Source organism: Couchioplanes caeruleus (assembly GCF_003751945.1).
GTDB classification, from domain to species: Bacteria; Actinomycetota; Actinomycetes; order Mycobacteriales; family Micromonosporaceae; genus Actinoplanes; species Actinoplanes caeruleus.
Window position 1 is genome coordinate 7,589,999 of the sequence record NZ_RJKL01000001.1, and the last position, 23,578, is coordinate 7,613,576.

Consider the following 23,578-nt stretch of genomic DNA (forward strand, 5'->3'; position numbering starts at 1 on the left):
GGGGCCATGCCTTGTCCATCAGACACCCCGTTGTCGCCGTCACCGGCTCGTCCGGCGCCGGCACGTCGTCGGTCACCAGGACGGTGCAGCAGATCTTCCGGCGCGAGGAGATCACGCCGGTGGTGGTCGAGGGCGACTCGTTCCACCGCTTCGACCGTACGCAGATGCAGGCCGAGATGGCCCGGGCGGAAGCCGAGGGCAACCACCACTTCTGCCACTTCGGCCCGGAGGCCAACCTCCTCGAGGAACTGGAGGAACTGTTCCGCGGCTACGGCGAGAACGGGTCCGGCAGGATCCGCAGATACCTGCACGACGAGACGGAGGCGGCGCCGTACGGGCAGGAGCCGGGCACCTTCACCGCGTGGGAGGACGTCCCGGCCGGCACCGACCTGCTCTTCTACGAGGGCCTGCACGGCGCGGCCGTCACCGACAAGATCGACGTCGCGCGGCACACCGACCTGATCGTGGGCGTCGTACCGATCATCAACCTCGAATGGATCCAGAAGCTGCACCGCGACCGGACCACTCGTGGCTACAGCGACGAGGCGGTCGTGGACACGATCCTGCGCCGGATGCCGGACTACCTGAACTACATCTGCCCGCAGTTCTCGCGTACGCACATCAACTTCCAGCGCGTCCCCACTGTGGACACCTCCAACCCCTTCATCGCCCGCTACATCCCGACAGCCGACGAAAGCTTCCTCGTCATCCGGTTCGCGGACCCCGCGGGCATCGACTTTCCGTACCTGCTCGCGATGCTGCACGACTCGTTCATGTCCCGGCCCAACATCATCGTCGTTCCCGGCGGGAAGATGGAGCTGGCGATGCAGCTCATCCTGACGCCGATGGTGCTGCGGCTGATGGAACGCCGCCGGCGTGCCTAACACACGTTGGGGACCGTCACCTCCACCGTGGTGCCACCACCGGGCTGCGACTTGATGCGCAGCCGGCCGCCGAGCAGATGCACGCGTTCCGCCATCCCCGTCAGCCCGTAGCCGGATCCGGGGCTGCCCGACGCGTCGAACCCCGTCCCGTCGTCGGTGACGCTGAGCATGACCATGCGGCCGTGCCTGGCCAGGCGGATCACGGCTCTGCTCGCCTCGGCGTGCTTGACGATGTTCTGCACCGACTCCTGGGCGATGCGGAACAACGAGGAGCTCACATGGCCCGGCAGCGCGAACTCCGTGGCGTCCACCTCGATGCTCAGGCCGGGCACGCCCCGCGCCATGCTGGCCAGGCCGGCCGCCAGCCCCTGGTCGTCGAGGACCGGGCTGTGCAGCCCGGTGATCGCGCTGCGCGTCTCGCCGAGCGCCAGGTCGGCCAGCGACCGGGCCGCCGCCACCTGCTCGGCCACGTACCCCACGTCGCCGTCGCCGAGCGCCACGTCCGCCGCCGAGAGATGGAAGGACAGACTCGCGATCGCCTGGGTGACCCCGTCGTGCAGGTCCGCGGCCACCCGCCGGCGTTCCGCCTCCTGGGCGCCGACGGCGCTGGCGACGACCGCGTCCCACTCGTCCTGGTGTTCGCGCATCGTCGTCAACGCGGCCGCCACGTAGACGCGCAGGCCGACGAGGTCCGCCACCCGCTGCGCGGCGTCCCGCTCGGGCCGGCTGAACTCGCGCCGGGTGCGGCTGTGCAGGGCCAGCACGGCGGAACTGCCGCCGCCGGCCACCCGCGCCGGGACGCACAGCCGCGACACCGGCTGACCGGGGGAGAGGCCGAGCAACTCGCGGTGCCGGGGGTTGCGCGGGTGGTCGTCCACCAGGCCGACCGGGACCCCCTCGGCGGCCACCCGGCCGGCGATGCCGAAGCCCGCCGGCAGCCGCAGCGGCGCGCCCGCCGTGGCCGGCGCCGGATGGCTCGCCGCCAGCACCAGGTCGCCGCCGCTCTCGACCAGGAACGTCAGGCAGCCGTCGGCGCCGAGCGCCTCGGTGAGCAGGCGCGCGACCTGGGTCAGGACCACGGCCAGCGCCGGCTCACGGGTCACCCACCGCCCGGCGGCGGCGATGAGCGCGTCCCGGCCGGGAATCGCCGGCTCCATCAGTGGAACAGGCCCTCGCGCAGCGCGGTCGCCACCGCGCCGCCCCGGTCCCGGACGCCCAGCTTGCGGTAGAGGCCCCGCACGTGGGTCTTGACGGTGTCGTCGCTGACGACCAGCCGGGCCGCTATCGCCTTGTTCGACAACCCGCCGACCAGCAGGGCGAGCACCTCGCTCTCGCGCTGGGTGAGGCCGAGCCGGGCGCCCGGCCAGAACTCGCCCTTCTGCAGGTGCGCGGCGGACGTGGCGATCCGGCCGGCGAGGCTGGGATCGATGACGACCTCCCCGAGACTCACGTTCTCCAGGTGGCGCACCAGCTCGTGCGCGTCCACCCGCTTGAGCAGGTAGCCCGCTGCGCCTGCGCGCAGCGCCTGGTAGAGGTACTGCTCGTCGTCGTAGACCGTCAGGAAGACCACCTTCGCCCCGGCGTCGACCTCGCGGATCGCCCGGCAGACGTCCAGCCCGCTCGCCCGGCGCAGCCGTACGTCGCACAGCACGATGTCCGGCCGGTCGTCGGTGACCGCGCGCACGGCGCCCGCCGGCTCGCTCGCCGTCCCGATCACCTGCACCCGGTCGGGAAACCGGGACAACATCGCGGACACGCCGTGCAACACCATCTCGTGGTCGTCGACCAGGAGAACGCGGATCGGCGGCATGGTCCCACCGTAGCGGCCTTCGGTGATGCATTCAGTTTCATCCATGAACGGAGCGCACCTCAAGAAATCCTCAACAAAAGAGCTCATAACTCAGAGTCGCTGGACGACTGCAAGGCGCAACACCCCGTAAATGAGGGTGGGTACGACCGAAGCGTCCAAGGAGTCCTCATGCTCATTCGTCTCGTCCAGACTCTGGTCAACCCCGAACTCCGCGACGACGAAGGCGCCACGGCAGTGGAGTACGGCCTCATGGTGGCCCTCATCGCGGTCGTCATCATCGGCGCGGTGATCCTGCTCGGGGACAACCTCAGCGGCATGTTCAGCGGCGTGGCCGATCAGGTGCAGGCGCCGAACCCGTGAGCCGGCAGGGGCGTGGCGGGCGTACCTCTCCCGCCACGCCTGCCCCCGGCGGCGACCAGGGAGCGGCCGCGGTGGAGATGGCGTTGGTCCTTCCCCTGCTCCTGCTCCTGCTGTTCGGGATCATCGACTTCGGCCGCGCGCTGAACGCCCAGATCACGCTGACCGAGGCGGCCCGCGAGGGGGCCAGGGCGGCGGCCCTGGGATTCGACGGCCGTGCCCGCGTCACCTCGGCCGCCGGCCCGGTCCGGGTCGACACCCTGGACATCAGCGCGTGCGACGGCGACCTCGGCGCCGACGCGGTGGTCAGCATGTCGCACGCCTTCCGCCCGGTGACGCCGGTGGGCTCCCTGATGGGATTCTTCGGCGGCGGCTCGGACGGGTCCTTCACCATCGTCGCGCGAGGGGTCATGCCATGCGTCGGATGACGGCACGGCGCCGGCCGGCTCGCGGCGACGACGGCGCGGTCACCGCGCTGGTCGCCGTCCTGCTCGGGACCGGTGTCCTGCTCGGCGTGGCCGCCGTCGTCGTCGACGTCGGCCGGCTCTACGCCGAGCGCGAGCAGCTCCAGAGCGGCGCTGACGCGGCGGCCTGGGCGGTCGGCGAGGGCTGTGCCACCACGCCCGCCGGGTGCGCCGACCAGGACGCCACGGCCGGCGGGTACGCCGACGGCAACGCCGCCGACGGGGCCGCGACGGTCACGGAGATCTGCGGCAGCGGGCCGGGCCTGCCCGCGTGCCCGGCCCCGGTCGCGAACAGGACGAGCTGCCTGGGCACGGTTCCCGCCGCGGTCCCGTACGCGGAGGTCCGCGTGGAGACCCGGCTGCCGGACGGCTCGACCGTGCTGCCGTCCGTGTTCGCCCGGGCGCTGACCGGCCAGCGCGACGGTACGACGGTGGGCGCCTGCGCCCGCGTCGCCTGGGGGCCGCCACGGGTGGCCGAGGGCTTCGCCGTCACGTTCTCGATCTGTGAGTGGCGCGAGCTCACCCAGGACGGTACGGCGTTCTGGCCTTCCCCGTCGGCGGGCCTGCCGCCGCCGCAGGCCGAGCAGATCATCCGGCTCAAGGACAGCACCGGCGCGAGCACCTGCCCGGCCGGCCCGTCCGGCTGGGACCGGCCGGGCGGGTTCGGGTGGCTTGACGACCCGTCCGCGTCCTGTGCGGTGACGGTCGAGACGGACGGCACGTTCGGCGGCAACACCGGCAACTCCGCGTCGCAGCCGTGCCGGGACGCGATGTGGGAGGCCTGGGAGGCGCGGAGCGTCGTCCTGATCCCGGTCTACGACGCCGTCCGCTCGCAGGGGGCGGGGACGACCTACCACCTGGCCGGCTTCACCTCGTTCGTGATGACCGGATACCAGCTCTCCGGGTTCTCGGCACCGTCCTGGCTGACCGGCCTGCGGCGGTGCGGTGGCGCCGAGCGGTGCCTCTACGGCTATTTCGTGCGCGGCCTGGTCCGGACGACGGGCGCGCAGATCGGCGGGCCCGACCTGGGTGCCGCGGTCGTCAATCTCGTCGGCTGAGTCGAGCAGGGAGTACAGATGAAACGGCGGCTTCTCGCGGTGCTCGTCGCCGCCGTCCTGGCGGGCGTCGGCTGCCTGGCGGTCGTCGCGTACGTGCGCGGCGCCGACCAGCGGGCACTCGCCGGCCGTGAGGCGGTCTGGGTGCTCGTCAGCACGCGGCGCATCCCGGCCGGCACCACCGCGGCCGGCATCCGCGGCGGCGGGTACACCGAGAAGGTCGCGATGCCGGCCGGGACCGTTCCCGGCACCGCGCTCGGCGAGGTGGACGCCAAGCTCGACGGCCTCGTGCTCACCGCCGACCTGCTCCCCAGCCAGCTCCTGCTGCGGGGGATGTTCGCCGAGCCCAGCCAGGTGACCGGTGGCCTGGCCGTGCCGGACGGCAAGCTCGCCGTCAGCGTGCAGGTGACCGCCGCCGCCCGGGTCGCCGGCTATGTACGCCCCGGCTCGCGGGTCGCCGTCTTCACCACGTTCACGATGCGCGAGGGGCGCGGGCGCGTACCGGCGGGTGACGGCCTGAGCAGCGGCCACGAGTACAACCAGGCGACCCGCATGCTGCTGCCCCGCGTCGAGGTGATCGCCGTCGGCGAGCGGGGAGCCGCCGGGGCGGTGACCGCCGGCGACGCTCCCGCCACGGCGGAGCCGGCCGCGAAGGCGGGCTCGACCGGCACGAAGTCCGCCGCCGGGATGCTGGTCACGGTCGCGGTGACCCAGGAGGAGGCGGAGAAACTGCTCCACGTCTCCCTGACCGGAGTGCTGTCGCTGGCGCTGCTGGACGACACGGCCACCGTGCAGCCCGACGAGGGCATCGACAACAACTCCCTCTTCCCGTGACAGTCCGTCTCCCTTTGCCAGTCCCCTTCCCGCGACAGGGCCGATGATGACCATCTACTGTGACCCCGGTTCCCTGCCCGGCTACCCGGGTTCGGCCGAGCCCGACTGTGCCGTACCCGAGCCGTCGCTGCTGCCGGCGGCCCTGGCCGAGCGTCCCGACGCCCAGCTTGTCGTGCTGGGCCCCGGCGTGCCGCTCGACGAGGCCGTCGCGTTCACCGCCCGGCAGCGCGTGGAGCGGCCCTCGCTCGGTGTCGTGCTGCTGCGCGACCGCGTCGAGGTGGACGTGCTCGCCGAGGCCATGCGCGCCGGCATCCGGGAGGTCGTCGCGGCCGGTGACCGCGACGCCGTGGACGCCGCCTGCGCCCGGTCGCTGGATCTGACGCGCCGGCTCAGCCCGGCGGCACCGGTCGCGGGCGCCCAGGTGATCACCGTCTTCGCGGGCAAGGGCGGCGTCGGCAAGAGCACGATCGCCACCAACCTGGCCGTCACCCTGGCCGCGGGCGGCCGGCGCCGGGTGTGCCTGGTCGACCTGGACCTGCAGTTCGGCGACGTCGGCATCCTGTTGCAGTTGCCGCCGGAGCGGGGTCTGGCGGACGCCGTCGCGATGGCAGGCCGGCTGGACGAGGACGGGGTCCGCTCCCTCATCACTCCCTACCGCCCCGGGATCGACGCGCTGCTGGCCCCGGCCGGGCCTGCCGAGGGCGACCAGGTGGACCGCGAGCTCGTGACGGAACTGCTCGGCGTGCTCACGACGATGTACGACTACATCGTCGTGGACACGCCGCCGTACGTCAGCGACCAGGTCCTGGCGGCCCTCGACCGCACCGACTGGTTCGTCCTCGTCGTGACGCCGGACCTGCCCACCCTCAAGAGCGCCCGGCTGACCCTCAACACCTTCGAGATGCTCGAGTACGCGCCCGAGCGCCGGCTCATCCTGCTGAACCGGGCCGATTCGGAGGTCGGCCTGACCGTCGCGGACGTGGAGAAGGCGCTGGGGCAACCGGCGGCCGTGCTGATGCCGTCCTCGCGCGACGTGCCGCTGTCGGTCAACCGGGGCGTTCCGCTCGCCGCGGAACGCCCGACGCATCCGGTGGCCCGGGCCATGGGTGCGCTCGCCGGGCGCTGCGGCGTCCAGGACGACGCGCCGGCGCGCCGGGCGCGGGGCCGGCTGTTCGGCCGGAGGCGCTGACATGGGCCTGAGCGACCACCTGTCGCAGCGGAACCGGTCGTCATCGGCAGGCGGTGACCGGCGGCCGGCGAATCCGGCGCGGTCCGAGCCCGGCCCGTCACGCGCGGGCGCCGGCCGTCCGGCGCCGGACCCGCTCGGCGACGTGCGGCAGCGCATCCAGCGGAGGCTGGCCGAGCTGCTCGGCCCGAAGCTGTACGACGACATGGGCGCGGCCGACGAGCTCGAGCTGCAGGTGCGCCGTACCGTCGCCGAGCTGCTCGCCGCCGAGGAGACCCCGCTGACCAGCGCGGACCGGGCGCGGATCACCGGCGAGGTGACCGACGAGATCCTCGGCCACGGGCCGATCGAGCCGCTGCTGCGCGACCCCTCGGTCAACGAGGTGATGGTGAACGGCCCGCACAACATCTACGTCGAGCGCGGCGGCCGCCTGGAGCCGGCCGGGGTCGAGTTCGCCGACGAGGCCCACCTGCGCCGGGTCATCGACCGCATCGTGTCCCGGGTCGGCCGCCGCGTCGACGAGGCCAGCCCGATGGTCGACGCCCGCCTGCCCGACGGCAGCCGGGTGAACGCCGTCGTGCCGCCGATCGCGCTGGACGGCTCGTCGCTGACCATCCGCAAGTTCTCCCGGGACCCGTTCACCGTCGACGACCTCATCGCCTTCGGCACGCTGACCCGGCAGACCGCCGACCTGCTGCGGGCCTGCGTACGCGGCCACCTCAACATCGTCGTCAGCGGAGGCACCGGCTCCGGTAAGACCACGACGCTCAACGTGCTCTCCGGGTTCGTACCCGCCGAGGAACGCATCGTCACGGTCGAGGACGCCGCGGAGCTGCAACTGCACCAGGAACACGTGGTGCGCCTCGAATCCCGGCCGCCGAACGTCGAGGGACGCGGCGCGGTCACCACCCGCGATCTCGTCCGCAACGCGCTGCGGATGCGGCCGGACCGCATCGTCGTCGGCGAGGTCCGCGACGGGGCCGCGCTGGACATGCTGCAAGCCATGAACACCGGCCACGACGGGTCGCTGACCACCCTGCACGCCAACACCCCGCGCGACGCGCTCGCCCGGATGGAGACGATGGTGCTGATGGCCGGCATGGACCTGCCGGTCCGGGCCATCCGCGAGCAGGTCGCCTCGGCCGTGCACCTCATCATCCAGGTCAGCCGCCTGCAGGACGGCAGCCGCCGGATCACCCACATCACCGAGGTCGTCGGCATGGAGTCCGGCGTCATCACCCTGCAGGACCTGTTCCTGTTCGACCTGCGGGCGGGCACCGACGCCGCCGGGCGCTTCCGCGGCAAGCTGCAGCCCACCGGCCTGCGTCCGCGCGTGCTGGAACACCTTGCCGCGCACGGCGTCACGGTCCCGCTCGACGTCTTCCAGGCCGGTCCCCGATGATCCGGTACGTGATCGCCGCGGCGTTCGCGCTGGTCGTGACCGTCCTGTCCGCGGACGGTGCCGCGGCGGCTCCGGCCGGCGCGCCGGGCATCGTGGTGACCGGCCTACAGCCGTCGCCCGGCGCCGTCGAGTTCTTCGTCTCCGGCCACCGCCTGCCGGCGGGAGCCACCCTCGCCGGAGCGAGCCTGACCGCGACGGCGGACGGCGTCACCCTCACCGCCGAGAGCAGGCCGGTGGCCGCCACGTCGGGACGTGCCCCGGCCCGCGCGGTCGTGCTGGTCCTCGACACGAGCGGCTCCATGGCGGGCGCCCGGCTGGCCGCCGCCCGCGCCGCGGCGCTCGACTACGCCGCGGCCGCGCCGGCCGACGTCCGACTGGGGCTGGTCACCGTCTCCGGCACCGCCGCCGTGGCGCTGGAACCCACCATCGACCGCGCGGCCTTCGGCACGACGGTCGCCCGTCTCGTGGCCGACGGCCAGACCGCGCTGTACGACGGCATCAGTCTCGCCGGAAGCCTGCTCGACCCGCGGCGCAATCCCGCGGCGGCCGGGTTCCTCGAGCGCCGCATCGTCGTGCTGTCCGACGGCGCCGACACGTCCTCCCGGCTGAGCGCGGAACGGCTGTTGTCCGGCGCGGCCCGGGTCGACGCCACGATGGACGCGGTGGCGTTCGGCGCCGATGCGGACCGCGAACGCCTGGCGGACCTCACCGGTGTCACCGGCGGACGGGTGCTCACCGCCGCCGACGCCCAGGCGCTGCGTGCGTCCTTCCGCGGCATGGCGGAGAACCTGTCGGCTCCGGTGGTGGTGCGTGCGGGCGTACCGGGGGAGCTGGCCGGGCGGTTCGCCGTGCTGCGCGTCCAGGCCCGGCTCGGCACCCTGGTCCTGAGCGCCGAGGCACCCGTCACGTTCCGGGCCGACCCCGCGGCCGGGCCCGGCCCGCTGCCGGTCCTGGCACCCGCCACCCGCCCCGCCGGGCCAGGCCTCACGCTCGCGGTGGTGGCCATCGCGATCTTCGGCTCGACCGTGCTGGCGCTGCGCCCCCTCGTCGCCCGCGGCCGCGTCCAGCGACGGCTTCAGGAGCTGGACCGGTTCGCTCCCGCGCGCCGCGGCGTACCCGCGGAGGCCCCCGACGGAAACGGGCTCGTCCGCGCCGTGATGGTGGTGTCCGAGCGCGCCGTCCGCGAACCGGACCGACGCCAACGCCTCGAGCTGGCGCTCGACCGCGCCGGCAGTTCCCTGCGCCCGGCGGAATGGCAGCTCATCCGGCTCGGCTGTGCGGTGGGTGGCGCCGTGGCTTTGCTGCCGCTGGTGTCCTGGTGGGCCGCCGTCCCGGGCGGGATGCTGGCGGGTTGGTGCGGATCCGGCCTGTACCTGCGGTTGCGGGCGGCGCGTCGCACCCGTGCGTTCGCCGACCAGCTTCCCGACGCCCTGCAACTGCTGGTCGGCTCCCTGCGGTCGGGCTTCTCGCTGCCGCAGTCGCTGGACGCACTGGTACGCGACGGCGCCGAGCCGATCGCCGAGGAGCTGGGCCGCGCGCTGGCCGAGACCCGGCTCGGCGGGGACCTGGAGGAGTCGCTGGAACGGGTCGCCGAACGCAACGCCAGCCAGGACCTCACCTGGCTGGTCATGGCCATCCGCATCCAGCGCGAGGTCGGCGGAAGCCTGTCGGAGGTGCTGGAGACCGCGGTCACCACCATGCGCGAGCGGGCTCGCCTGCACCGGCACGTCCGCGCGCTGTCGGCGGAGGGGCGGCTGTCCGCGCTCATCCTGCTCAGCATGCCGATCGTGCTCGGTGCCTGGATGTTCGTGTTCCGGCGCGAGTACCTGCGCCCCCTCTACACCGAGCCGCTGGGCCTGCTCATGCTCGGCACCTCGGTGACCGGCATCCTCATCGGCGCGCTCTGGCTGCGCAAGCTCGTCAAGGTGGAGGTGTAGCGTGCCGCCTTCGGTCCTGCTCGGTCTCGGGCTGGTCGCCCTGACCGCCGCCGTACTCGTGCTGGCGCTGGCCTTCGCGAGCGCCCCGGCCGGCGCGGCGGTGGCCCGGCTCCTTGAGTCGGTGCCCCGGCCGAACCCGGCGGCCTTCGTCGCCCCTCGCGACCGGCCCCTCGCCGACCGGCTCGGTGCACCGCTGGCACGGCGGCTCGGCCGGCTCGGCACGCTGCTGACCCCGTCGGGCGCCGTGGCTCGCCTGCAGCGGCATCTGGACTACGCCGGCAACCCTCCCGGGCTGCCGCTGCAGCGGGTGGTGCCGCTCAAGGGCGTCACGCTGGTGGCGGGCGCGCTCGTCGGCGCCGGCTTCACCGCGCTCCTCGGCGCCGGCGGCGGCGCAGTGGTCGGCGGCGTCCTGGGAGCTGCCGCCGGTTTCCTCGGGCCGGACCTGCTGATCTACAACATGGCCCTGAAGCGCCAGCAGGAACTGCTGCTGTCCATGCCGGACGTCCTCGACACGCTGGTCATCAGCGTCGAGGCGGGCCTGGGGTTCGACGCCGCCATGGCGCAGGTGGCGCAGCACGGCCGTACGCCGATGGCGCGTGAGCTGTTGCGCGTCCTGCAGGAGATGCAGTTGGGCGTCGGGCGGGCGGCCGCGATGCGCGCGCTGGGCGCCCGGACCACGGTCGCGGAGCTGCGCACGTTCGTCACGGCGGTCGTCCAGGCCGGCGAACTCGGCATCCCGATCGCCGGGGTGCTGCGCGAGCACGCCGCGGAGATGCGCGTACGGCGCCGCCAGCGCGCCGAGGAGATAGCCCAGAAGGTACCGATCAAGATCCTCTTTCCCGTGCTGTTCTGCCTCTTCCCGGCCCTCTTCGTGGTGATCCTCGGGCCGGGCGTGCTGCAGATGATCCACGCGTTCGCCCGCTGACTGTGAGTAATTCTCCAAGGACGAAAGGACAGGAAGCGCATGGCCAAGGTCCTGGTGGTCGATGACGACCCGGCTATCCGGCAGTTGCTCAGCGACGTGCTCGAGCTGGACGGTCACGAGGTGCACGTCGCCGTCGACGGCGCGGACGGCGTCCGGGCATTCGCGGACCTGTGCCCGGACTTCGTGGTGCTGGACCTCATGATGCCGCGCCTGGACGGGTACGAGGTGTTGCGCCACATCCGGGTCCGGCAGGAGTCCGAGGCCCCGGTGCTCCTGCTGACCGCGGCCCCGGACGGCGCCGCGCGCGGTCGGGAGAGCGGTGCGAACTACTACCTCGCCAAACCGTTCACCGCGGACGAGGTGCTGTACCTGATCGACGGCGTGCTGGGCCACGACACCTCGATCGCCGACGTCCGGGCGGCCGTCGAGGTCGCCCGAGGGCGCGGCTACTCCGGGTACTCCTGAACAGGCACCTGACCGCTGCCCACTGCGTCTAGTACTGCACCGGCACTCAGCAGGCGGAACGCATTGATGATCGGCTCGCTGAGCTGGCGGTGGCGGCGGTTGATGCTGATCGATGGTCTGCGGCGCTGGGCCGGTTGCATGCGCAGATCTCGGGGCGGTTCACCCGCTCGGAGCCGACGTGCGGCCTCGCGGTGGCCGCCCTGCGGGCCGCGGGCCGGTGTGATGTGAATTTCTTTGACATATCCGGACTCATCGCTAATGCTGTATAAGTTCGATTCCCCCCGGTATGCCTGGTGCGCGCAGCTCATCCCTCGCCGGCACCGCCAAGGAGCCCCCAGATGTCCTATGCCCTCGACGACGACACCCTCGGTGACCTCTGCGCCGAGGCGCTCAGCGAACACGCGTCGGAGAACCGTTTCGTCGCCCTGGCCCTCGCCACGCACGACCCGCTGGCCGACATCGCGCGGACCGTCGAGCGGATCGTGTTCGAGGAGTCGTTCGGGCTGGACGAGGCCGCGATGGTCGCTGAGTACACCCCGTACGAGGAGCAGAGCTACTTCTTCCTGGTCCTCGACCGGGAGACCGGGCTGCCGGCGGGCGCCGCACGGGCGATCGAGGGTGGCGGCAAGACCCTGGACGATGCGCCCGGCCTGATCGGTGTGTCGTTGTCCGAGATCGTCGACGCGCACGGCATGCACGACGGCGGCAGGATCTGGGACTACGCCACGCTCGCGGTGCTCCCCCGCTACCGCACCGATCGCAACGGCCTGACGGTCAGCAGCATGCTCTACCGTGCGTTCATCAACGCCGGCCACCGCTGGGACGTCCGGCACGTCGTCTGCATGCTCGACTCGGCCGCCTTCCGCAACCTGGACATGCTGGGCGTCCGGTTCGTCGCGATGGCCGGCTCCACGCCCTTCGAGTACCTCGGCTCGGCCGCGAACCGCGCCCTGTACATCCCGTTCGAGGAAATTGCCCGCTCGATGGGCGAAATGGCCGAGCTGCTCAGCCGGCCCGAGACCCCGGACGCCAACGGCCGCCGCCGGCCCGGGGCCCGCCGCCTCACCCAGCGCCTGGCCGCCCAGGTGTCCTCCGGCGACGGCCTCGACCCGCACATCGACATGCCGGGCTTCGAGCGGCGCCACCACCCACGCTCCTGACTCATCGCTGAGCGAAGGGTTTGTTGAGCCCGAATTCAGCCTTCCAATCCTCTTCTTGGGTTTATGCGAGTTTGTGGACATGATCCCTGAGCGATCTCGCCCGGCTGGACCGCGGGCCCTCGCGCTTGTCGCCGTGACCGCCTTCGGTCCGGCACCGGCGCCCGCGGCGCCACGTTCGAGGCCACGGTCCAATACATGATCGTCGACGAGACCGACGGCGGCTCCGGGCAGATCACCGCCGTCGAACTCGCCGGACACACCGTCGAGGTCCGGGAGGACCCCCGGCCCGGTCACCCTCAAGACGCTGGGCCCGTCTACGAGGCAAGCAGGCAGGCGACCGTACGGTGATTGCCGGTGCCCTCGTCGGCGACGCCGTGGGTGATGCCGGTGAAGCCGGGCCAGCGTTGGGCCAGGACCTGTTCGTGCCGTAGGAAGCGCACGATCGTCGCGCTGATCCGCTCGCCGGGGACCAGCAGCGGAATTCCCGGCGGGTACGGGGTGAGAAGCACCGCGGTCGTACGGCCGGCCAGTTTCTCCACCGGCACGTGTTCGACGTGCCCGGCGGCCATGGCGGTCCACGCGTCGGCCGGGAGCGTCACCTGCTCGACGGGCTCGGTGTAGATCGTCGTGGTCAGTTCGGCGAGGTCGGCGTCGCGGTAGGTGGTATGCAGGGCATCGCAGAGATCCCGTAGTCCGAGCCCGGCGTAACCGGGGTACGCGGCGGCGAAGGCCGGCATGAGCCGTTCGATCGCGGCGTTGCCGTCGTAGGCGCTCTTGAAGCGGTGCAGTTCGGCGACCAGGGAGTTCCAGCGGCCTTTGGTGATACCGATGGTGAAGAGCACGAGCAGCGAGTACAGGCCGGTCTTCTCCACCACGACTCCGTGTTCGGCGAGATAGCGCGCCAGCACCACGCCCGGGATGCTCGGTGAGCCGGGTTCGCTGAACTCGCCGTGCACGGTGAGGCCCGGCATCTTGAGGGTGACCTTGATCGGGTCGAGCATGGTGAAACCGTCGTCGACCTGGTCGAAGCCGTGCCATGTGGCGTCAGCGGTCAGCTCCCACTCGGAGCGTTCGGGCAGTCCGGTCCGGGGTGGGGTGTCCGGTCCCCAGACGCCGAACCACCAGTCGTCGCGTTCCTCGCCGACGCGGATGACGGTGCGGCGGAACTCCATCGCCTCGGTGATGCTTTCCTCGACCAGAGCGCGGCCGCGTTTGCCGGCCATCATCTCAGCGGACACGTCGCAGCTGGCGATGATGGCGTACTGCGGGCTGGTCGAGGTGTGCATGCGGTACGCCTGAGCTAAGACCCGACTGTCGAAGTGGCCGCCGGTGGTGTCCTGGACGAGGATCTGGGACGCCTGGGAGAGGCCGGCGAGGAGTTTGTGGGTGGACTGGGTGGAGTAGACCACGGTCCGGTTGGTGCGGTCGCGGTCGTTGGCGACACCGTGCATTCCTTCGTACAGCTTGTGGAAGCCGGCGTGCGGCAGCCAGGCCTCGTCGAAGTGGAGGGCGTCGACGACGCCGTCGAGGTTTTCCTTTAGTTCGTCGGCGCGGTAGATGATGCCGTCGTAGGTGGATTGGGTCAGGGCCAGCAGGCGGATCCGTCTGCTCTTGTCGGTGACCAGGGGACTGGTCTCGATCTTGGCCTGGAGTGCGGCGGCGGTGAATTCGCTGCGTGGGATGGGTCCGATGGTGCCGGCCTTGTTGCGGGTCGGCATCAGATAGATCGGTACGGCTCCGGTGAGCATGATGGCGTGCAGGACCGACTTGTGGCAGTTGCGGTCCACCGCGACGATGTCGCCCGGCCCGACCAGCGAGTTCCACACGATCTTGTTGGAGGTGGAGGTGCCGTTGGTGACGAAGTAGAGGTGGTCGGCGCGGAACGTCCTGGCGGCGAGGCGTTCGCTGTCGGCGATAGGGCCGGTGTGATCGAGCAACTGCCCCAGTTCCTCGACGGCGTTGCACACGTCGGCACGCAGCAGGTTCTCGCCGAAGAACTCGTGGAAGAGGGTGCCGATGGGGCTTTTCAGGAACGCGGTGCCGCCGGAGTGGCCGGGGCAGTGCCAGGAGTAGGCGCCGTCGTTGGCGTAGCGCATCAGCGCCGCGAAGAACGGCGGTGCCAACTGGCCGACATAGTGGCTGACCTCCCGCTGGATCTTGCGGGCCAGGAAGTCGGGGGTGTCCTCGTAGGCGTTGACGACGCCGTCGATCTGGGAGAGCACCGACTGCGGAATTCGTCGTGCCGTCAACTGCTCGCCGAACAGCAGGATCGGGACCCGGTCATTGTGTGCGCGGACGGCCTGCGCGAACTCGGCTGCCGCGCGGACGGCGGCCACGTCGGAGGGTTCCTCGGGCCCGTCGTGGGACCGGCGGACCGTGAGCTGCAGCGTGTAGAGAACAGCCGAGCTTGACCGGGCGACGTGTGCCAGCGTTCCCGGCCGCTCGGTGCCCCGCCCTTCGTCGCCGATCCGCCCGAGCTCCAGACCAGCCCGGATCAGGGCGGCTTCGAGAAGTTCCAGTGGCCGTTGCGCCCCGGCGGGGCCTCCCGCGGGCGTGACGATCGTGACCGGGAACGACAAGGTGAACGCCCTCTCGGCGGTAGCTGGCGCAGCGGGGCATGTGCATCGCCGTGAACCTAGCCAGGACGAGAGCGATCCGGGCGGGGAACCCGTGCGGGTCCCCGAGCCGGGTGACATCCACCATACGGTGTCGCAAAGCCTGCACGCGCGACTTTCATACCGAGAGCACGCGCTTCCAGCAATCAACACTCGACTAGTGTCCTGAGTCGTTGATCCACTGTCGGTGGGTATGGCGGGGTGCATGCCTTCCTCGGGTAGCAGTCCCGATCGTGCTCACTGATGAGGAACGAGAGCAGGTACAGGCGTGGTCGCGGCGGCCGACGTCGGCGCAAGCCCCTTGCCGCGCGGGCGCCGCTCTCCACAAAGACATCCGGACCTGGATCCGAACCTGGAAACGACAACCCGCGGCCTTACGTCTGGACCAAGACCGCCGACCAGATCCTCGAATCCATCGCCCGCTGCTGCACCCGCATCAACGACTCACGACTAGAGCGCATCTGACGGATCATCGCGGATCGCGTTGATCGATCGTTGATGTGGCGTGGCTGGTGATCTGACTGATCAAGAGTGGGATCGTTTGGCGGTCTTGCTGCCGAGCATGTTGCCGCAGCGTGGTGGCCGGTGGCGTGATCACCGGCAGGTGATCAACGGGATCCTGTGGCGGACCGAGAACGGCGCGAAGTGGCATCAGGTCCCGGACCGCTACGGGCCGTGGAAGACCTGCTATCACCGGTTCTCGCAGTGGGAACAGGACGGGACCTGGGCCAGGATCGAACGGCGGTTGCAGGTCGACGCGGACGCTACCGGCGAACTTGATTGGCGTGCGCAGGTCGACTCGACGATCGTGCGGGCTCATCAAAACGCTGCGGGCGCCCGCAAAAGGGGCTGACCGCCACCGAATCGCGGGCAGCTCAAGGGCTTGGCCGTTCCCGGGGCGGCCTGAGCACCAAACTGCATCTGCTCGCCGAGGGACGCGGCCGGTCACTGGTCACGCGCATCACAGCCGGGCAGAGCTCTGACACCAAAGAGTTAGTGGCGCTGATCGACGCGGTCGGTGTCGCCCGGTCCGGCAGGCGAGGGCGACCCCGCAAGCGCCTGGATCATCTGACCGCCGACAAGGCGTACGGATCCAAGGCGAACCGCCGTTCGCTACGAGCCCGACGCATCCCGCACACCATCCCTGAACGCGATGACGTGCGTGCTGGTCGCGCCCGCCGTGGTTCTCGTGGTGGCAGACCACCGCTGTTCGACGCCGAGCGGTACAAGGACCGCAACCAGATCGAACGGGCCTTCAAACCGGCTCAAGCAGTTCCGGGCCGTCGCCACGCGCTACGACAAGCTCAAGGACCGTTACCACGCCACCGTGACCATCGCCTCGATCATGATCTGGCTCCGGGCCAAACCCGACCGAGCCTGCCAATGATCCGTCAGATTCGCTCTAGGGGCTACACCGGTCTTCGCCTCACGGGGGCGCGAGTAGCGTCGTCACGGCGGTCGCGAACTCCTCCGGGTGCTCGAACAGTGCCCGGTGACCACCCGGGATGGTCTGTCGTCCCTTGTCCGGCGACCGGAGCGTGGCGTACCACTGGTCGAAGATGACCGCGAGGCCACGCATCTCCTGAGAACCTTGCACGAAGTAGGCGGGGATACTCAGCGCGGGCACCTCCCGGCGGAGGTCGGTGTCCTGCATGCGCGGGTAGAGGATGTGCCAGGTGTCCATGATCGCGTTAACGCTGTGCGCCTTCTCCAGCAGCGTGAACTCGCCGGCGCCGGTCTCCAGGGCGGGCTCCCCTTGGGCGTAGGCCTCGTTCTCGTGGAGCAGGATCGGCTCGTAGGACCAGAAGTCCGCGTACGGTGGCGGGCCCTGCGCGGTGAGCTGATCGGCCACGTCGTCGTGTCCGGTGCTGCGCGCCCAGGCCATGATGTCGGCGTAGAAGATCTGGTCGCTGGCCTTCAGATCCACGGCCTGGCCGGTGCCGATGTAGGCGCGGAAGCGGTCGGGATGCCGGTGCGCCGCGAGGGTGGCGAGCACCGAGCCGCCGGAGAAGCCGAGCAGGTAGATCTTCTGCTGCTCGAAGCGCTCCCGGAGGTGGTCGGTGACGGCGACGATGTCCGCCACGGCGTCGTCGACCGTGACGGTCGAGGTGGGGTCGAGGGTCGCGTAGGAGGAGCCGCCGCCCCGCCGGTCCAGGGTGGCCACGACGAAGTGCTCTTCCAGCGCGGCGAGATGCCGTCGTGCCGCACCCTTCTCCGAGCCGCCCGGGGTGCCGGGTACGAAGAGCAGCACGGGCAGCGCCGGGTTTCCGCCGCGGATCATGACGCCCAGGCGGTGGCCGTTGGCGTCAACGGTGACGAGTTCGGCGACACCGCCGGGGATCGCCGGGGTCCGGGCCGGTATGGCGACGCCCACGGTGACCAGGGCGAGGACGACGGTGGTCGCGCCGACGAGGATCCGACTCCGTGGGCCCCGGCCGTAGGCCGCGCCGAGCGCGAGCGGGAGCAGTGCCAGCAGGCCGTGGACGCCGCGGCCGGCGAGCAGGGCCATCAGCCCGAAGACGCTCAGGTGTGGAGCGTCCACGGAGGGCCCGGTCACGGCCGCCCGGGTCAATTCGACGGCCACCGCGTATGCCACAGGGCCGCCGATGAGCGCCCAGCGTGAGCGGGTCAGCCGGCCGGCCGCGTAGCCCACCGCGAGGCTGATCGCGATGGACCAGAGTGCCTGTGCGGTGGTGAGCGGGCCGCGCGGCGTCCAGAGCCCGGCCGCGACGCCCCACGATGCCGAGGCGGCCAGTGCCGTTGCGAGTCGGAGCAGATTCATGCCGGTGAGCATGCGGTCCGCCCGCGGTCCGCCACAGCCTTCGCAGGGATCGGTACGGACCCTACTTTGGTACGTTTCCCCTCACCGCGCGCACCTCCTAGGCTGCCCCCATGCTGTTCGATCTCCTCGTACCCCGGCCCGGCCGACAGACGCCGGCCCGGGATCGGCTCGCCGATGGCATTGCGATCGTCCTGGCCGTGGCGTACGGGTCGGTGATGGTGGTCCTGGGCGACGCGACCAGACCCGGCGCGCTGCTCCCGTGGCAGGCGGATGTCGCTCTGGGGCTCGCGTGCGCGGCAGCGCTGCTGCTGCGCCGCCGGTATCCGCTCGGCCTGACGGTGGCGTTGCTGCCGTTCGGCGCGGTGTCGGTCACCGCGACCGGGGCGATCACCCTGGCCCTGTTCACCGCCGCGATCCGGTGCCGACCACGGCTGCTGCTGCTGCTCGGCGTGGCCAACGTGGGCACCGCCGGGATCTACTACTTGCTGCACGACCACCCGGGCTTCGCAATCTGGGTCGACTTCGTGGTCCGCGGGATGGTCACCGTGGCGGCGATCGGCTGGGGAATGTTCATGCAGGCCTACCGGCGGCTCACCGCGTCGCTCCGGGAGCATGCCGCGCGTCTGGAGGCCGAGCAGCAGTTGCGCGCGGAGCAGGCGAAGCTCACCGAGCGGGCGCGCATCGCTCGGGAGATGCACGACGTGGTGGCGCACCGGATGTCGCTGATCAGCCTGCACGCGGGAGCCCTCGAGGTGCGCTCCGGGGTGTCCCCGCAGGAGCTGTCGATCGCCGCCGGCGCTATCCGGTCCAGCGCGCGTGAGGCCTTGGAGGAGCTGCGTTCGGTGGTGGGCTCGCCGCACCGGCGGCCGGAGCCGCCGCAGCCCGGCTTCGCCGACATGGTCGAGTTGGTGAGGATCGCGCGGGAGGCGGGCATGACGGTGGACTTCGTCAACGCGGTGGAAGCGGATGAGCCACCATCGACGCTCGGGCGCACCGTGTACCGGATCGTCCAGGAGGGCCTCACCAACGCGCGCAAACACGGATCGGGGCCGGCCGCGTCGGTGTGCCTGGCGGGCGAGGCCGGGCACGGTCTGCGCATCACCATCGTCAACCCCTTCTCCGGCACGCCCGAGGCGCCGTCCCCGCACGGCGGGCTGGGTCTGGTGGGCATCGGCGAACGTGTGTCGCTCGCAGGCGGACGGGTGCGATACGGCGGGGACAGGGGCGAATTCCGGCTGGAGGCGGAGCTACCGTGGCCCGCGTGAGCGCATCCCGTCCAGGCGCACCGCCCGGCTTTCCGGACGGTTCCCTCGCCGCTTCTTCCGGGAGTTCATCCGGCTCGCCGCCGGATGACGCCCGCGACCGGCCGATCCGGCTGGCGATCGTCGACGACGACCCGCTGGTCCGGGCCGGGTTGCGGATCCTGGTCGGCGAGTCGGCGGACATCGAGGTGGTGGCCGAGGCGGGCGACGGTGCCGAGGCGGTGCACGTGGCCGGTGCCCACTGGCCGGACGTCATGCTGATGGACATCCGGATGCCGCGAGTGGACGGCCTGGTCGCCACCCGGCGCATCCGCAGCCGCCCGGGGGCGCCGCACGTGATCGTGCTGACCACCTTCAATGCGGACGAGTACGTGCTCGAGGCCCTTCGCGGCGGAGCGAGCGGCTTCCTGCTCAAGGACACCCCGCCTTGGGAGGTCCTGGCGGCCGTGCGGGCCGTCGCGTCCGGCGCGGCGACGGCGTCCCCTTCGGTGATCCGCTGCCTGATCGACCACGTCGCCGACCCCGAGGCGGGCACCCGGCGGGCGCTGGCCCGGGAGCGGCTCACCATGCTCACCGACCGCGAGCGGGAGGTGGCCGTGCTGGTCGGGCGGGGTTGCTCGAACGCGGAGATCGGGACCGATCTGGGCATGGGCGTGCCGACGGTGAAGGGCCACGTCTCCCGGCTGCTGAGCAAGCTCGATCTGAACAACCGCGTCCAGATAGCTCTCCTGGTCCACGACGCCGAACTTCTGTAACGACGTGCGGCCGGTGGTGTCGAGACCCGCGACCGGCGCCGGAGCACGCCAGTCAGCGGGGACGGGACGGTCGTCGGTGCGGGCCCGGCGGGTGGTCCAGCGGGCTGGGAGCGGGGTGGGCAGGTGTCGGGTCCGGGCGGGTCGGCGAGGGGTGGGGCAGACTCGGGCCCGGTGGGGGGTGTGCCTATGGGTTCCGTCAAGTCGATGGGGCGTGAGCGCGGGATGATCTGCGATCTACTGTTCCGGCGTGGAGATCTTGTCTTTCGATGGTCTGGCGGGGCGGCCGGTGGAGGCCTTCGGCAGTGTCGGTGTGACCGCTCAGGCGGTGTTTCGCAGTGAGGCAGTCGGAGTCACTGTGCTGCGCGTGGCCGCCGGTGGGGAGGTCGGCCGACATCCGGCACCAGTGGACCAACTCCTGGTGGTCATGCAAGGTCATGGCGTCGTGCAGGCTGACGATGGCGATGGGGAAAGCGTCCGCGCCGGTCAGGCGGTGGTGTGGCGGGCTGGCGAGGAGCACACCACCCGAGCGGTTGACGACCTCACGGCTGTAGTGATCGAGCTGGCGGCTACGCCGCAGTCACGGCAGCAGTGACAGGCCTGGGCTGGTAGAGGGCGTTGTCGCGGAGCATGGCGAACAGGACGTCGACGCGGCGGCGGGGGAGGCAGATGAAGGTGGCGTTGTGGCGTTTGAGAGCGTCGAGGAAGCCGAAGCCGAAGCCGCGGCGCCGGATCAGCCGGATCTTGGCGTTGATGCCTTCGAGGCGGGAGTTGGACAGGCCGAGCTCGACCGCGGCAACGATGGCTTCGGCGTGTTCTCATCCGGCGTACGAGGTTGGCGAATGCGGGAATCCGACTGCACTGTGGCCCCGGTAAGGCGAAGGATCCGGTTGAATGCTGTGGTAAGCCGCACGGGTTGATCAACGAGTGCCCGGTAGCCCGACTCAACCCGAGGCCAGCGTCGTGCCCGATATCCAGTTCCAGACGCTTTCAGCGATCCGTGAACTGATCGCTGAGCAACTCTGACGCCTGTTACACGGCGTGTTGGTCGCGCGGGTCGCCCGATAAGGACTGCCGTGACCATGCACTACCGACCGAACCAGGGCAGGCATGGGGTCAAGCCGTCCACGACGACCTCGCTGCCATGGCCTGCGGCGCGCCATTGTTGGACCGGCAGTCTCATATGCTGCAGTTCGACAAGGCCGCTACCTGAGTCATTGAGACTGACGCCGTTATTCGTATAGCCAATACTGCGCGAGACCTCGAGCGACGCGCCGTTATCGCAACGCGCTGAGCTGACCGCGGCGAGAGCGTCGAGGTGGTCAAACGCGAGCCCGAGCACCGCTTTGCGCATGGCAACACCGATACCTCGCCCCCGGACGGCCGGCAGATCGCCGCCGCGCTGGCCCTCGGCGCGGGGGGCTCGGCCTGGCTCGGCACCGAGGAGTATCGCAGCCCGCCCGCCCTGCGCGAGGCGCTGCTGCGGGCCGGCTCCGGCGACACGGTCCGCAGCCGCGTCTACTCGGGCAAGCCGGCCCGGCTGCTGCGCAACCGCTGGACCGACGCCTGGACCGGGCCGCGGGCCTCAGGCGCCGGAGCCGCTGCCGCTGCCGCTGCCGCTGCCGCTGCCGCTGCCGCTGCCGCTGCCGCTGCCGCTGCCGCTGCCGCTGCCGCTGCCGCTGCCGCTGCCGCTGCCGCTGCCGCTGCCGCTGCCGCTGCCGCTGCCGCTGCCGCTGCCGCTGCCGCTGCCGCTGCCGCTGCCGCTGCCGCTGCCGCTGCCGCTGCCGCTGCCGCTGCCGCTGCCGCTGCCGCTGCCGCTGCCGCTGCCGCTGCCGCTGCCGCTGCCGCTGCCGCTGCCGCTGCCGCTGCCGCTGCCGCTGCCGCTGCCGCTGCCGCTGCCGCTGCCGCTGCCGCTGCCGCTGCCGCTGCCGCTGCCGCTGCCGCTGCCGCTGCCGCTGCCGCTGCCGCTGCCGCTGCCGCTGCCGCTGCCGCTGCCGCTGCCGCTGCCGCTGCCGCTGCCGCTGCCGCTGCCGCTGCCGCTGCCGCTGCCGCTGCCGCTGCCGCTGCCGCTGCCGCTGCCGCTGCCGCTGCCGCTGCCGCTGCCGCTGCCGCTGCCGCTGCCGCTGCCGCTGCCGCTGCCGCTGCCGTGCCGCTGCCGCTGCCGCTGCCGCTGCCGCTGCCGCTGCCGCTGCCGCTGCCGCTGCAGAACATGCTGGTCGCCGGCGCGCACTCCCGGCTCATGGCGGCCGGGGACCCGAGCGTCGTGCCGATGCCGGTAGGTCAGATCGTGGGCCGGATGAACCGGGTCCGGCCGGTCGCCGAGGTGCTGGCCGACCTGGTCGCCGAGGCGGACGAGACGCTCGACCGCCTCCGCAAACTCGGCTAGACCACGCCGATTCGGGGAACCAGCGCCTGGTCGCTTGCCGCATCCAGCACCACATCGGGCACCGCATCCGCACCGGATTTGCCCACGGTGCAGCGGACCAGCTTCCCCTCTGCCGTCTCGGCCAGCAGGTTGGTGTCGTCCTCCCACGCCAGTGGTTGGCTGGCCGGACAGTTGCCCACCATTTTGTGACCGGCGAGATCCGCCAGGACGATCGACTCGTCGTCGCCGGCCTCGGCGAGGTGCCGGCCCGTCGGCGACGACAACCCCCAGTTCGAGGTCCAGGTCAGACCGGGCAGGCAGGTCCGTTTGGTCACGGACATATCGCGCACCCCGTCCAGGCGGGCCAGGCAGCCGGCTCCGAACTCTTCCTTGCTGTTCTTCTGCACCAGGCCGGCTCCGGCGGCACCATCGGGCAGGGGGCCGTAGACCGGGGCGATGCCGCGGGTCCAGCGCGCCACGAACGGGCCCTTCGCCGGGTCCCAGACGTCGTGTTGAAGGTGGTCACTACCGCAGCACCACGGCGCGTAGGCCTGCGCCAGTACGACGCGGTGCCCGATCCAGGTCACCGCCCTGGTCTTCGCCGGCACCGGGGTGCTGACCCGGTCCCGCAGCCCGCCCGTCGTGAGACGGGCGACCGTGACCTTGCCGGCAGCCGTCCAGGCCACCGACTGCCCGTCCGCCGAGACGGCCACCTCTTCCGGCAGATGGAGCTCGAGGACGGTGCCGTCCGGCCGCAGCAGAAGCGTGTCGCCTTTCGTGCCGGCAAAGAGCCAGCCGGCCGGTGTCCGGGTCACCCGCTCGGACCCGCCGATCCCGGTGAGGGGAAGGGTGCGGCCGTCAGTGGTGTGCAGCTGACCGAATTTGCGCACGTCCAGGCGCGGCGGCTGCACGGTCGGCGTCGCCACGGGCGACGCGGCCGTGGACGGGCGGTCGGTGGCCGGCACGGCGGCGGGACGGTCCGGTGTGCCGCAGGCGGCGGCGCCGGCCGCGAGCAGCGCGGCCACCGCCGCGACGAGCACGGCTCTGCGGCGCCGGCTACCGGCTCCGCCGGCCCCTGAAGTATGTACCTGCTGATCGTTGTTCATCATTGTCCCCCTTGGTTTGCGGCAGGGTACGGAGGGGCGTCAAGGGTGGCACGCACCCGGTTCACCGGTGCCGGATGCGCCGGCAGAACCCGGGCCGCACCTCGGGAACCGCGGCGTTTGACGGCACCAGTACGGTCATGATCGCTGGAGACAGGAGAGGATCCCGACCATGAGTGCCGTCAATGCCCCGGGCAGTCCGCCGCTGCGGTCCGATCCG

22 protein-coding genes and 4 pseudogenes are annotated in these 23,578 nt (G+C 71.6%); 18 read left to right on the forward strand and 8 right to left on the reverse strand.

The window, feature by feature from the left end; translation table 11 throughout:
* Nucleotides 1-11 precede the first annotated feature (11 nt).
* Entirely contained in the window at nucleotides 12-884 is an 873-nt protein-coding gene (locus EDD30_RS34205; RefSeq protein WP_071809469.1) for a phosphoribulokinase, read from the forward strand.
* Here the strand turns inward: EDD30_RS34205 and EDD30_RS34210 are convergent.
* Both EDD30_RS34210 and EDD30_RS34215 read right to left on the reverse strand, forming a co-directional pair.
* Nucleotides 881-2,041 carry a GAF domain-containing sensor histidine kinase gene (locus tag EDD30_RS34210; RefSeq protein WP_123678671.1) on the reverse strand — a complete coding sequence of 387 codons (1,161 nt, stop codon included), beginning with the start codon at nucleotides 2,039-2,041 and terminating at the stop codon, nucleotides 881-883. The two genes, EDD30_RS34205 and EDD30_RS34210, sit on opposite strands and share 4 nt — an antisense overlap.
* Complete coding sequence (locus EDD30_RS34215; RefSeq protein ID WP_084558075.1) at nucleotides 2,041-2,694, reverse strand: response regulator; 654 nt, start codon at nucleotides 2,692-2,694, stop codon at nucleotides 2,041-2,043. The genes EDD30_RS34210 and EDD30_RS34215 overlap by 1 nt, the downstream gene beginning before the upstream one ends.
* Nucleotides 2,695-2,862: 168 nt before the next feature.
* Here EDD30_RS34215 and EDD30_RS34220 point away from each other — a divergent pair, with 168 nt between their 5' ends.
* From EDD30_RS34220 to EDD30_RS39555, 11 genes are all read left to right on the forward strand, one after another.
* The gene (locus EDD30_RS34220) at nucleotides 2,863-3,054 is read left to right on the forward strand and encodes a Flp family type IVb pilin (RefSeq protein WP_071810346.1); all 192 of its coding nucleotides are present in this window, start codon (nucleotides 2,863-2,865) and stop codon (nucleotides 3,052-3,054) included.
* 71 nt (nucleotides 3,055-3,125) lie between these two features.
* A complete protein-coding gene (locus EDD30_RS34225; RefSeq protein WP_211353764.1) occupies nucleotides 3,126-3,479 on the forward strand; it encodes a TadE/TadG family type IV pilus assembly protein in 354 nt (117 codons plus the stop codon).
* Nucleotides 3,476-4,573 carry a pilus assembly protein TadG-related protein gene (locus tag EDD30_RS39550; RefSeq protein ID WP_071808136.1) on the forward strand — a complete coding sequence of 366 codons (1,098 nt, stop codon included), beginning with the start codon at nucleotides 3,476-3,478 and terminating at the stop codon, nucleotides 4,571-4,573. Before EDD30_RS34225 ends, EDD30_RS39550 begins: the two co-directional genes overlap by 4 nt.
* Before the next feature lie 18 nt (nucleotides 4,574-4,591).
* Nucleotides 4,592-5,404 carry a Flp pilus assembly protein CpaB gene (gene cpaB / locus EDD30_RS34240; protein WP_123678672.1) on the forward strand — a complete coding sequence of 271 codons (813 nt, stop codon included), beginning with the start codon at nucleotides 4,592-4,594 and terminating at the stop codon, nucleotides 5,402-5,404.
* 46 nt (nucleotides 5,405-5,450) lie between these two features.
* Nucleotides 5,451-6,593 carry a CpaE/TadZ family protein gene (locus EDD30_RS34245; protein ID WP_071807464.1) on the forward strand — a complete coding sequence of 381 codons (1,143 nt, stop codon included), beginning with the start codon at nucleotides 5,451-5,453 and terminating at the stop codon, nucleotides 6,591-6,593.
* Between the two features lie 142 nt (nucleotides 6,594-6,735).
* On the forward strand, nucleotides 6,736-7,992 hold the full coding sequence (locus EDD30_RS34250) for a TadA family conjugal transfer-associated ATPase (protein ID WP_244945497.1): 1,257 nt from the start codon (nucleotides 6,736-6,738) through the stop codon (nucleotides 7,990-7,992).
* The gene (locus tag EDD30_RS34255; RefSeq protein WP_084556758.1) at nucleotides 7,989-9,929 is read left to right on the forward strand and encodes a type II secretion system F family protein; all 1,941 of its coding nucleotides are present in this window, start codon (nucleotides 7,989-7,991) and stop codon (nucleotides 9,927-9,929) included. Before EDD30_RS34250 ends, EDD30_RS34255 begins: the two co-directional genes overlap by 4 nt.
* A gap of 1 nt (nucleotide 9,930) precedes the next feature.
* Complete coding sequence (locus EDD30_RS34260) at nucleotides 9,931-10,854, forward strand: type II secretion system F family protein (protein ID WP_071807461.1); 924 nt, start codon at nucleotides 9,931-9,933, stop codon at nucleotides 10,852-10,854.
* A 39-nt stretch (nucleotides 10,855-10,893) separates the two neighbouring features.
* On the forward strand, nucleotides 10,894-11,319 hold the full coding sequence (locus EDD30_RS34265) for a response regulator transcription factor (protein ID WP_071807462.1): 426 nt from the start codon (nucleotides 10,894-10,896) through the stop codon (nucleotides 11,317-11,319).
* A 338-nt stretch (nucleotides 11,320-11,657) separates the two neighbouring features.
* Nucleotides 11,658-12,479, forward strand: a complete 822-nt coding sequence (locus EDD30_RS34270; protein ID WP_071807463.1) for a hypothetical protein — start codon at nucleotides 11,658-11,660, stop codon at nucleotides 12,477-12,479.
* 195 nt (nucleotides 12,480-12,674) lie between these two features.
* A complete protein-coding gene (locus EDD30_RS39555; protein WP_170047475.1) occupies nucleotides 12,675-12,827 on the forward strand; it encodes a hypothetical protein in 153 nt (50 codons plus the stop codon).
* On the opposite strand, the gene EDD30_RS34275 is transcribed toward EDD30_RS39555, so the two are convergent.
* Nucleotides 12,794-15,058 carry an Orn/Lys/Arg family decarboxylase gene (locus tag EDD30_RS34275; RefSeq protein WP_211277891.1) on the reverse strand — a complete coding sequence of 755 codons (2,265 nt, stop codon included), beginning with the start codon at nucleotides 15,056-15,058 and terminating at the stop codon, nucleotides 12,794-12,796. The two genes, EDD30_RS39555 and EDD30_RS34275, sit on opposite strands and share 34 nt — an antisense overlap.
* Nucleotides 15,059-15,599: 541 nt before the next feature.
* On the opposite strand from EDD30_RS34275, the pseudogene EDD30_RS34280 reads away from it, so the two are divergent.
* Nucleotides 15,600-16,481 (forward strand): annotated as a pseudogene (locus EDD30_RS34280) (IS5 family transposase).
* Between the two features lie 39 nt (nucleotides 16,482-16,520).
* Here the strand turns inward: EDD30_RS34280 and EDD30_RS34285 are convergent.
* Entirely contained in the window at nucleotides 16,521-17,876 is a 1,356-nt protein-coding gene (locus tag EDD30_RS34285) for an alpha/beta fold hydrolase (RefSeq protein ID WP_071808213.1), read from the reverse strand.
* 110 nt (nucleotides 17,877-17,986) lie between these two features.
* Between EDD30_RS34285 and EDD30_RS34290 the strand changes: the two genes are divergently transcribed.
* From EDD30_RS34290 to EDD30_RS34300, 3 genes are all read left to right on the forward strand, one after another.
* Nucleotides 17,987-19,141, forward strand: coding sequence for a sensor histidine kinase (locus EDD30_RS34290; RefSeq protein WP_071808209.1), 1,155 nt, complete (start codon nucleotides 17,987-17,989; stop codon nucleotides 19,139-19,141).
* A complete protein-coding gene (locus EDD30_RS34295) occupies nucleotides 19,138-19,893 on the forward strand; it encodes a response regulator (protein ID WP_084557076.1) in 756 nt (251 codons plus the stop codon). Before EDD30_RS34290 ends, EDD30_RS34295 begins: the two co-directional genes overlap by 4 nt.
* A 247-nt stretch (nucleotides 19,894-20,140) precedes the next feature.
* Nucleotides 20,141-20,485 (forward strand): cupin domain-containing protein, encoded by a 345-nt coding sequence (locus EDD30_RS34300; RefSeq protein WP_071808211.1) that lies wholly within the window; start codon nucleotides 20,141-20,143, stop codon nucleotides 20,483-20,485.
* Between the two features lie 163 nt (nucleotides 20,486-20,648).
* On the opposite strand, the pseudogene EDD30_RS42205 reads toward EDD30_RS34300, so the two are convergent.
* Together EDD30_RS42205 and EDD30_RS38560 are read right to left on the reverse strand one after the other, a co-directional pair.
* A pseudogene (locus tag EDD30_RS42205) lies at nucleotides 20,649-20,693 on the reverse strand (hypothetical protein); the annotation flags it as partial.
* A 284-nt stretch (nucleotides 20,694-20,977) separates the two neighbouring features.
* On the reverse strand, nucleotides 20,978-21,244 hold the full coding sequence (locus EDD30_RS38560) for a hypothetical protein (protein ID WP_143162908.1): 267 nt from the start codon (nucleotides 21,242-21,244) through the stop codon (nucleotides 20,978-20,980).
* Nucleotides 21,245-21,271: 27 nt separating this feature from the next.
* Between EDD30_RS38560 and EDD30_RS40120 the strand changes: the two are divergent.
* A pseudogene (locus tag EDD30_RS40120) lies at nucleotides 21,272-21,506 on the forward strand (nitronate monooxygenase); the annotation flags it as partial.
* On the opposite strand, the gene EDD30_RS40125 reads toward EDD30_RS40120, so the two are convergent.
* Nucleotides 21,476-22,120, reverse strand: coding sequence for a hypothetical protein (locus tag EDD30_RS40125; RefSeq protein ID WP_211353785.1), 645 nt, complete (start codon nucleotides 22,118-22,120; stop codon nucleotides 21,476-21,478). The pseudogene EDD30_RS40120 and the gene EDD30_RS40125 sit on opposite strands and share 31 nt — an antisense overlap.
* On the opposite strand from EDD30_RS40125, the pseudogene EDD30_RS39560 reads away from it, so the two are divergent.
* Nucleotides 22,070-22,276, forward strand: a pseudogene (locus EDD30_RS39560) (nitronate monooxygenase); the annotation flags it as partial. The gene EDD30_RS40125 and the pseudogene EDD30_RS39560 overlap by 51 nt on opposite strands.
* On the opposite strand, the gene EDD30_RS34320 reads toward EDD30_RS39560, so the two are convergent.
* Nucleotides 22,273-23,361 (reverse strand): hypothetical protein, encoded by a 1,089-nt coding sequence (locus tag EDD30_RS34320; RefSeq protein WP_143162967.1) that lies wholly within the window; start codon nucleotides 23,359-23,361, stop codon nucleotides 22,273-22,275. The pseudogene EDD30_RS39560 and the gene EDD30_RS34320 sit on opposite strands and share 4 nt — an antisense overlap.
* Nucleotides 23,362-23,578: the final 217 nt, after the last annotated feature.

Excerpts from the sequence above, each read along its gene's own strand:
- EDD30_RS39555 (WP_170047475.1), top strand. The coding sequence starts at position 12,675 with ATGATCGTCGACGAGACCGACGGCGGCTCCGGGCAGATCACCGCCGTC.
- EDD30_RS34270 (WP_071807463.1), top strand. The coding sequence starts at position 11,658 with ATGTCCTATGCCCTCGACGACGACACCCTCGGTGACCTCTGCGCCGAG.
- EDD30_RS34320 (WP_143162967.1), bottom strand. The coding sequence starts at position 23,361 with ATGAACAACGATCAGCAGGTACATACTTCAGGGGCCGGCGGAGCCGGT.
- EDD30_RS34215 (WP_084558075.1), bottom strand. The coding sequence starts at position 2,694 with ATGCCGCCGATCCGCGTTCTCCTGGTCGACGACCACGAGATGGTGTTG.
- EDD30_RS34255 (WP_084556758.1), top strand. The coding sequence starts at position 7,989 with ATGATCCGGTACGTGATCGCCGCGGCGTTCGCGCTGGTCGTGACCGTC.
- EDD30_RS34245 (WP_071807464.1), top strand. The coding sequence starts at position 5,451 with ATGACCATCTACTGTGACCCCGGTTCCCTGCCCGGCTACCCGGGTTCG.
- cpaB (WP_123678672.1), top strand. The coding sequence starts at position 4,592 with ATGAAACGGCGGCTTCTCGCGGTGCTCGTCGCCGCCGTCCTGGCGGGC.
- EDD30_RS38560 (WP_143162908.1), bottom strand. The coding sequence starts at position 21,244 with ATGCGCAAAGCGGTGCTCGGGCTCGCGTTTGACCACCTCGACGCTCTC.
- EDD30_RS34285 (WP_071808213.1), bottom strand. The coding sequence starts at position 17,876 with ATGAATCTGCTCCGACTCGCAACGGCACTGGCCGCCTCGGCATCGTGG.
- EDD30_RS34210 (WP_123678671.1), bottom strand. The coding sequence starts at position 2,041 with ATGGAGCCGGCGATTCCCGGCCGGGACGCGCTCATCGCCGCCGCCGGG.
- EDD30_RS34220 (WP_071810346.1), top strand. The coding sequence starts at position 2,863 with ATGCTCATTCGTCTCGTCCAGACTCTGGTCAACCCCGAACTCCGCGAC.
- EDD30_RS39550 (WP_071808136.1), top strand. The coding sequence starts at position 3,476 with ATGACGGCACGGCGCCGGCCGGCTCGCGGCGACGACGGCGCGGTCACC.
- EDD30_RS34290 (WP_071808209.1), top strand. The coding sequence starts at position 17,987 with ATGCTGTTCGATCTCCTCGTACCCCGGCCCGGCCGACAGACGCCGGCC.
- EDD30_RS34265 (WP_071807462.1), top strand. The coding sequence starts at position 10,894 with ATGGCCAAGGTCCTGGTGGTCGATGACGACCCGGCTATCCGGCAGTTG.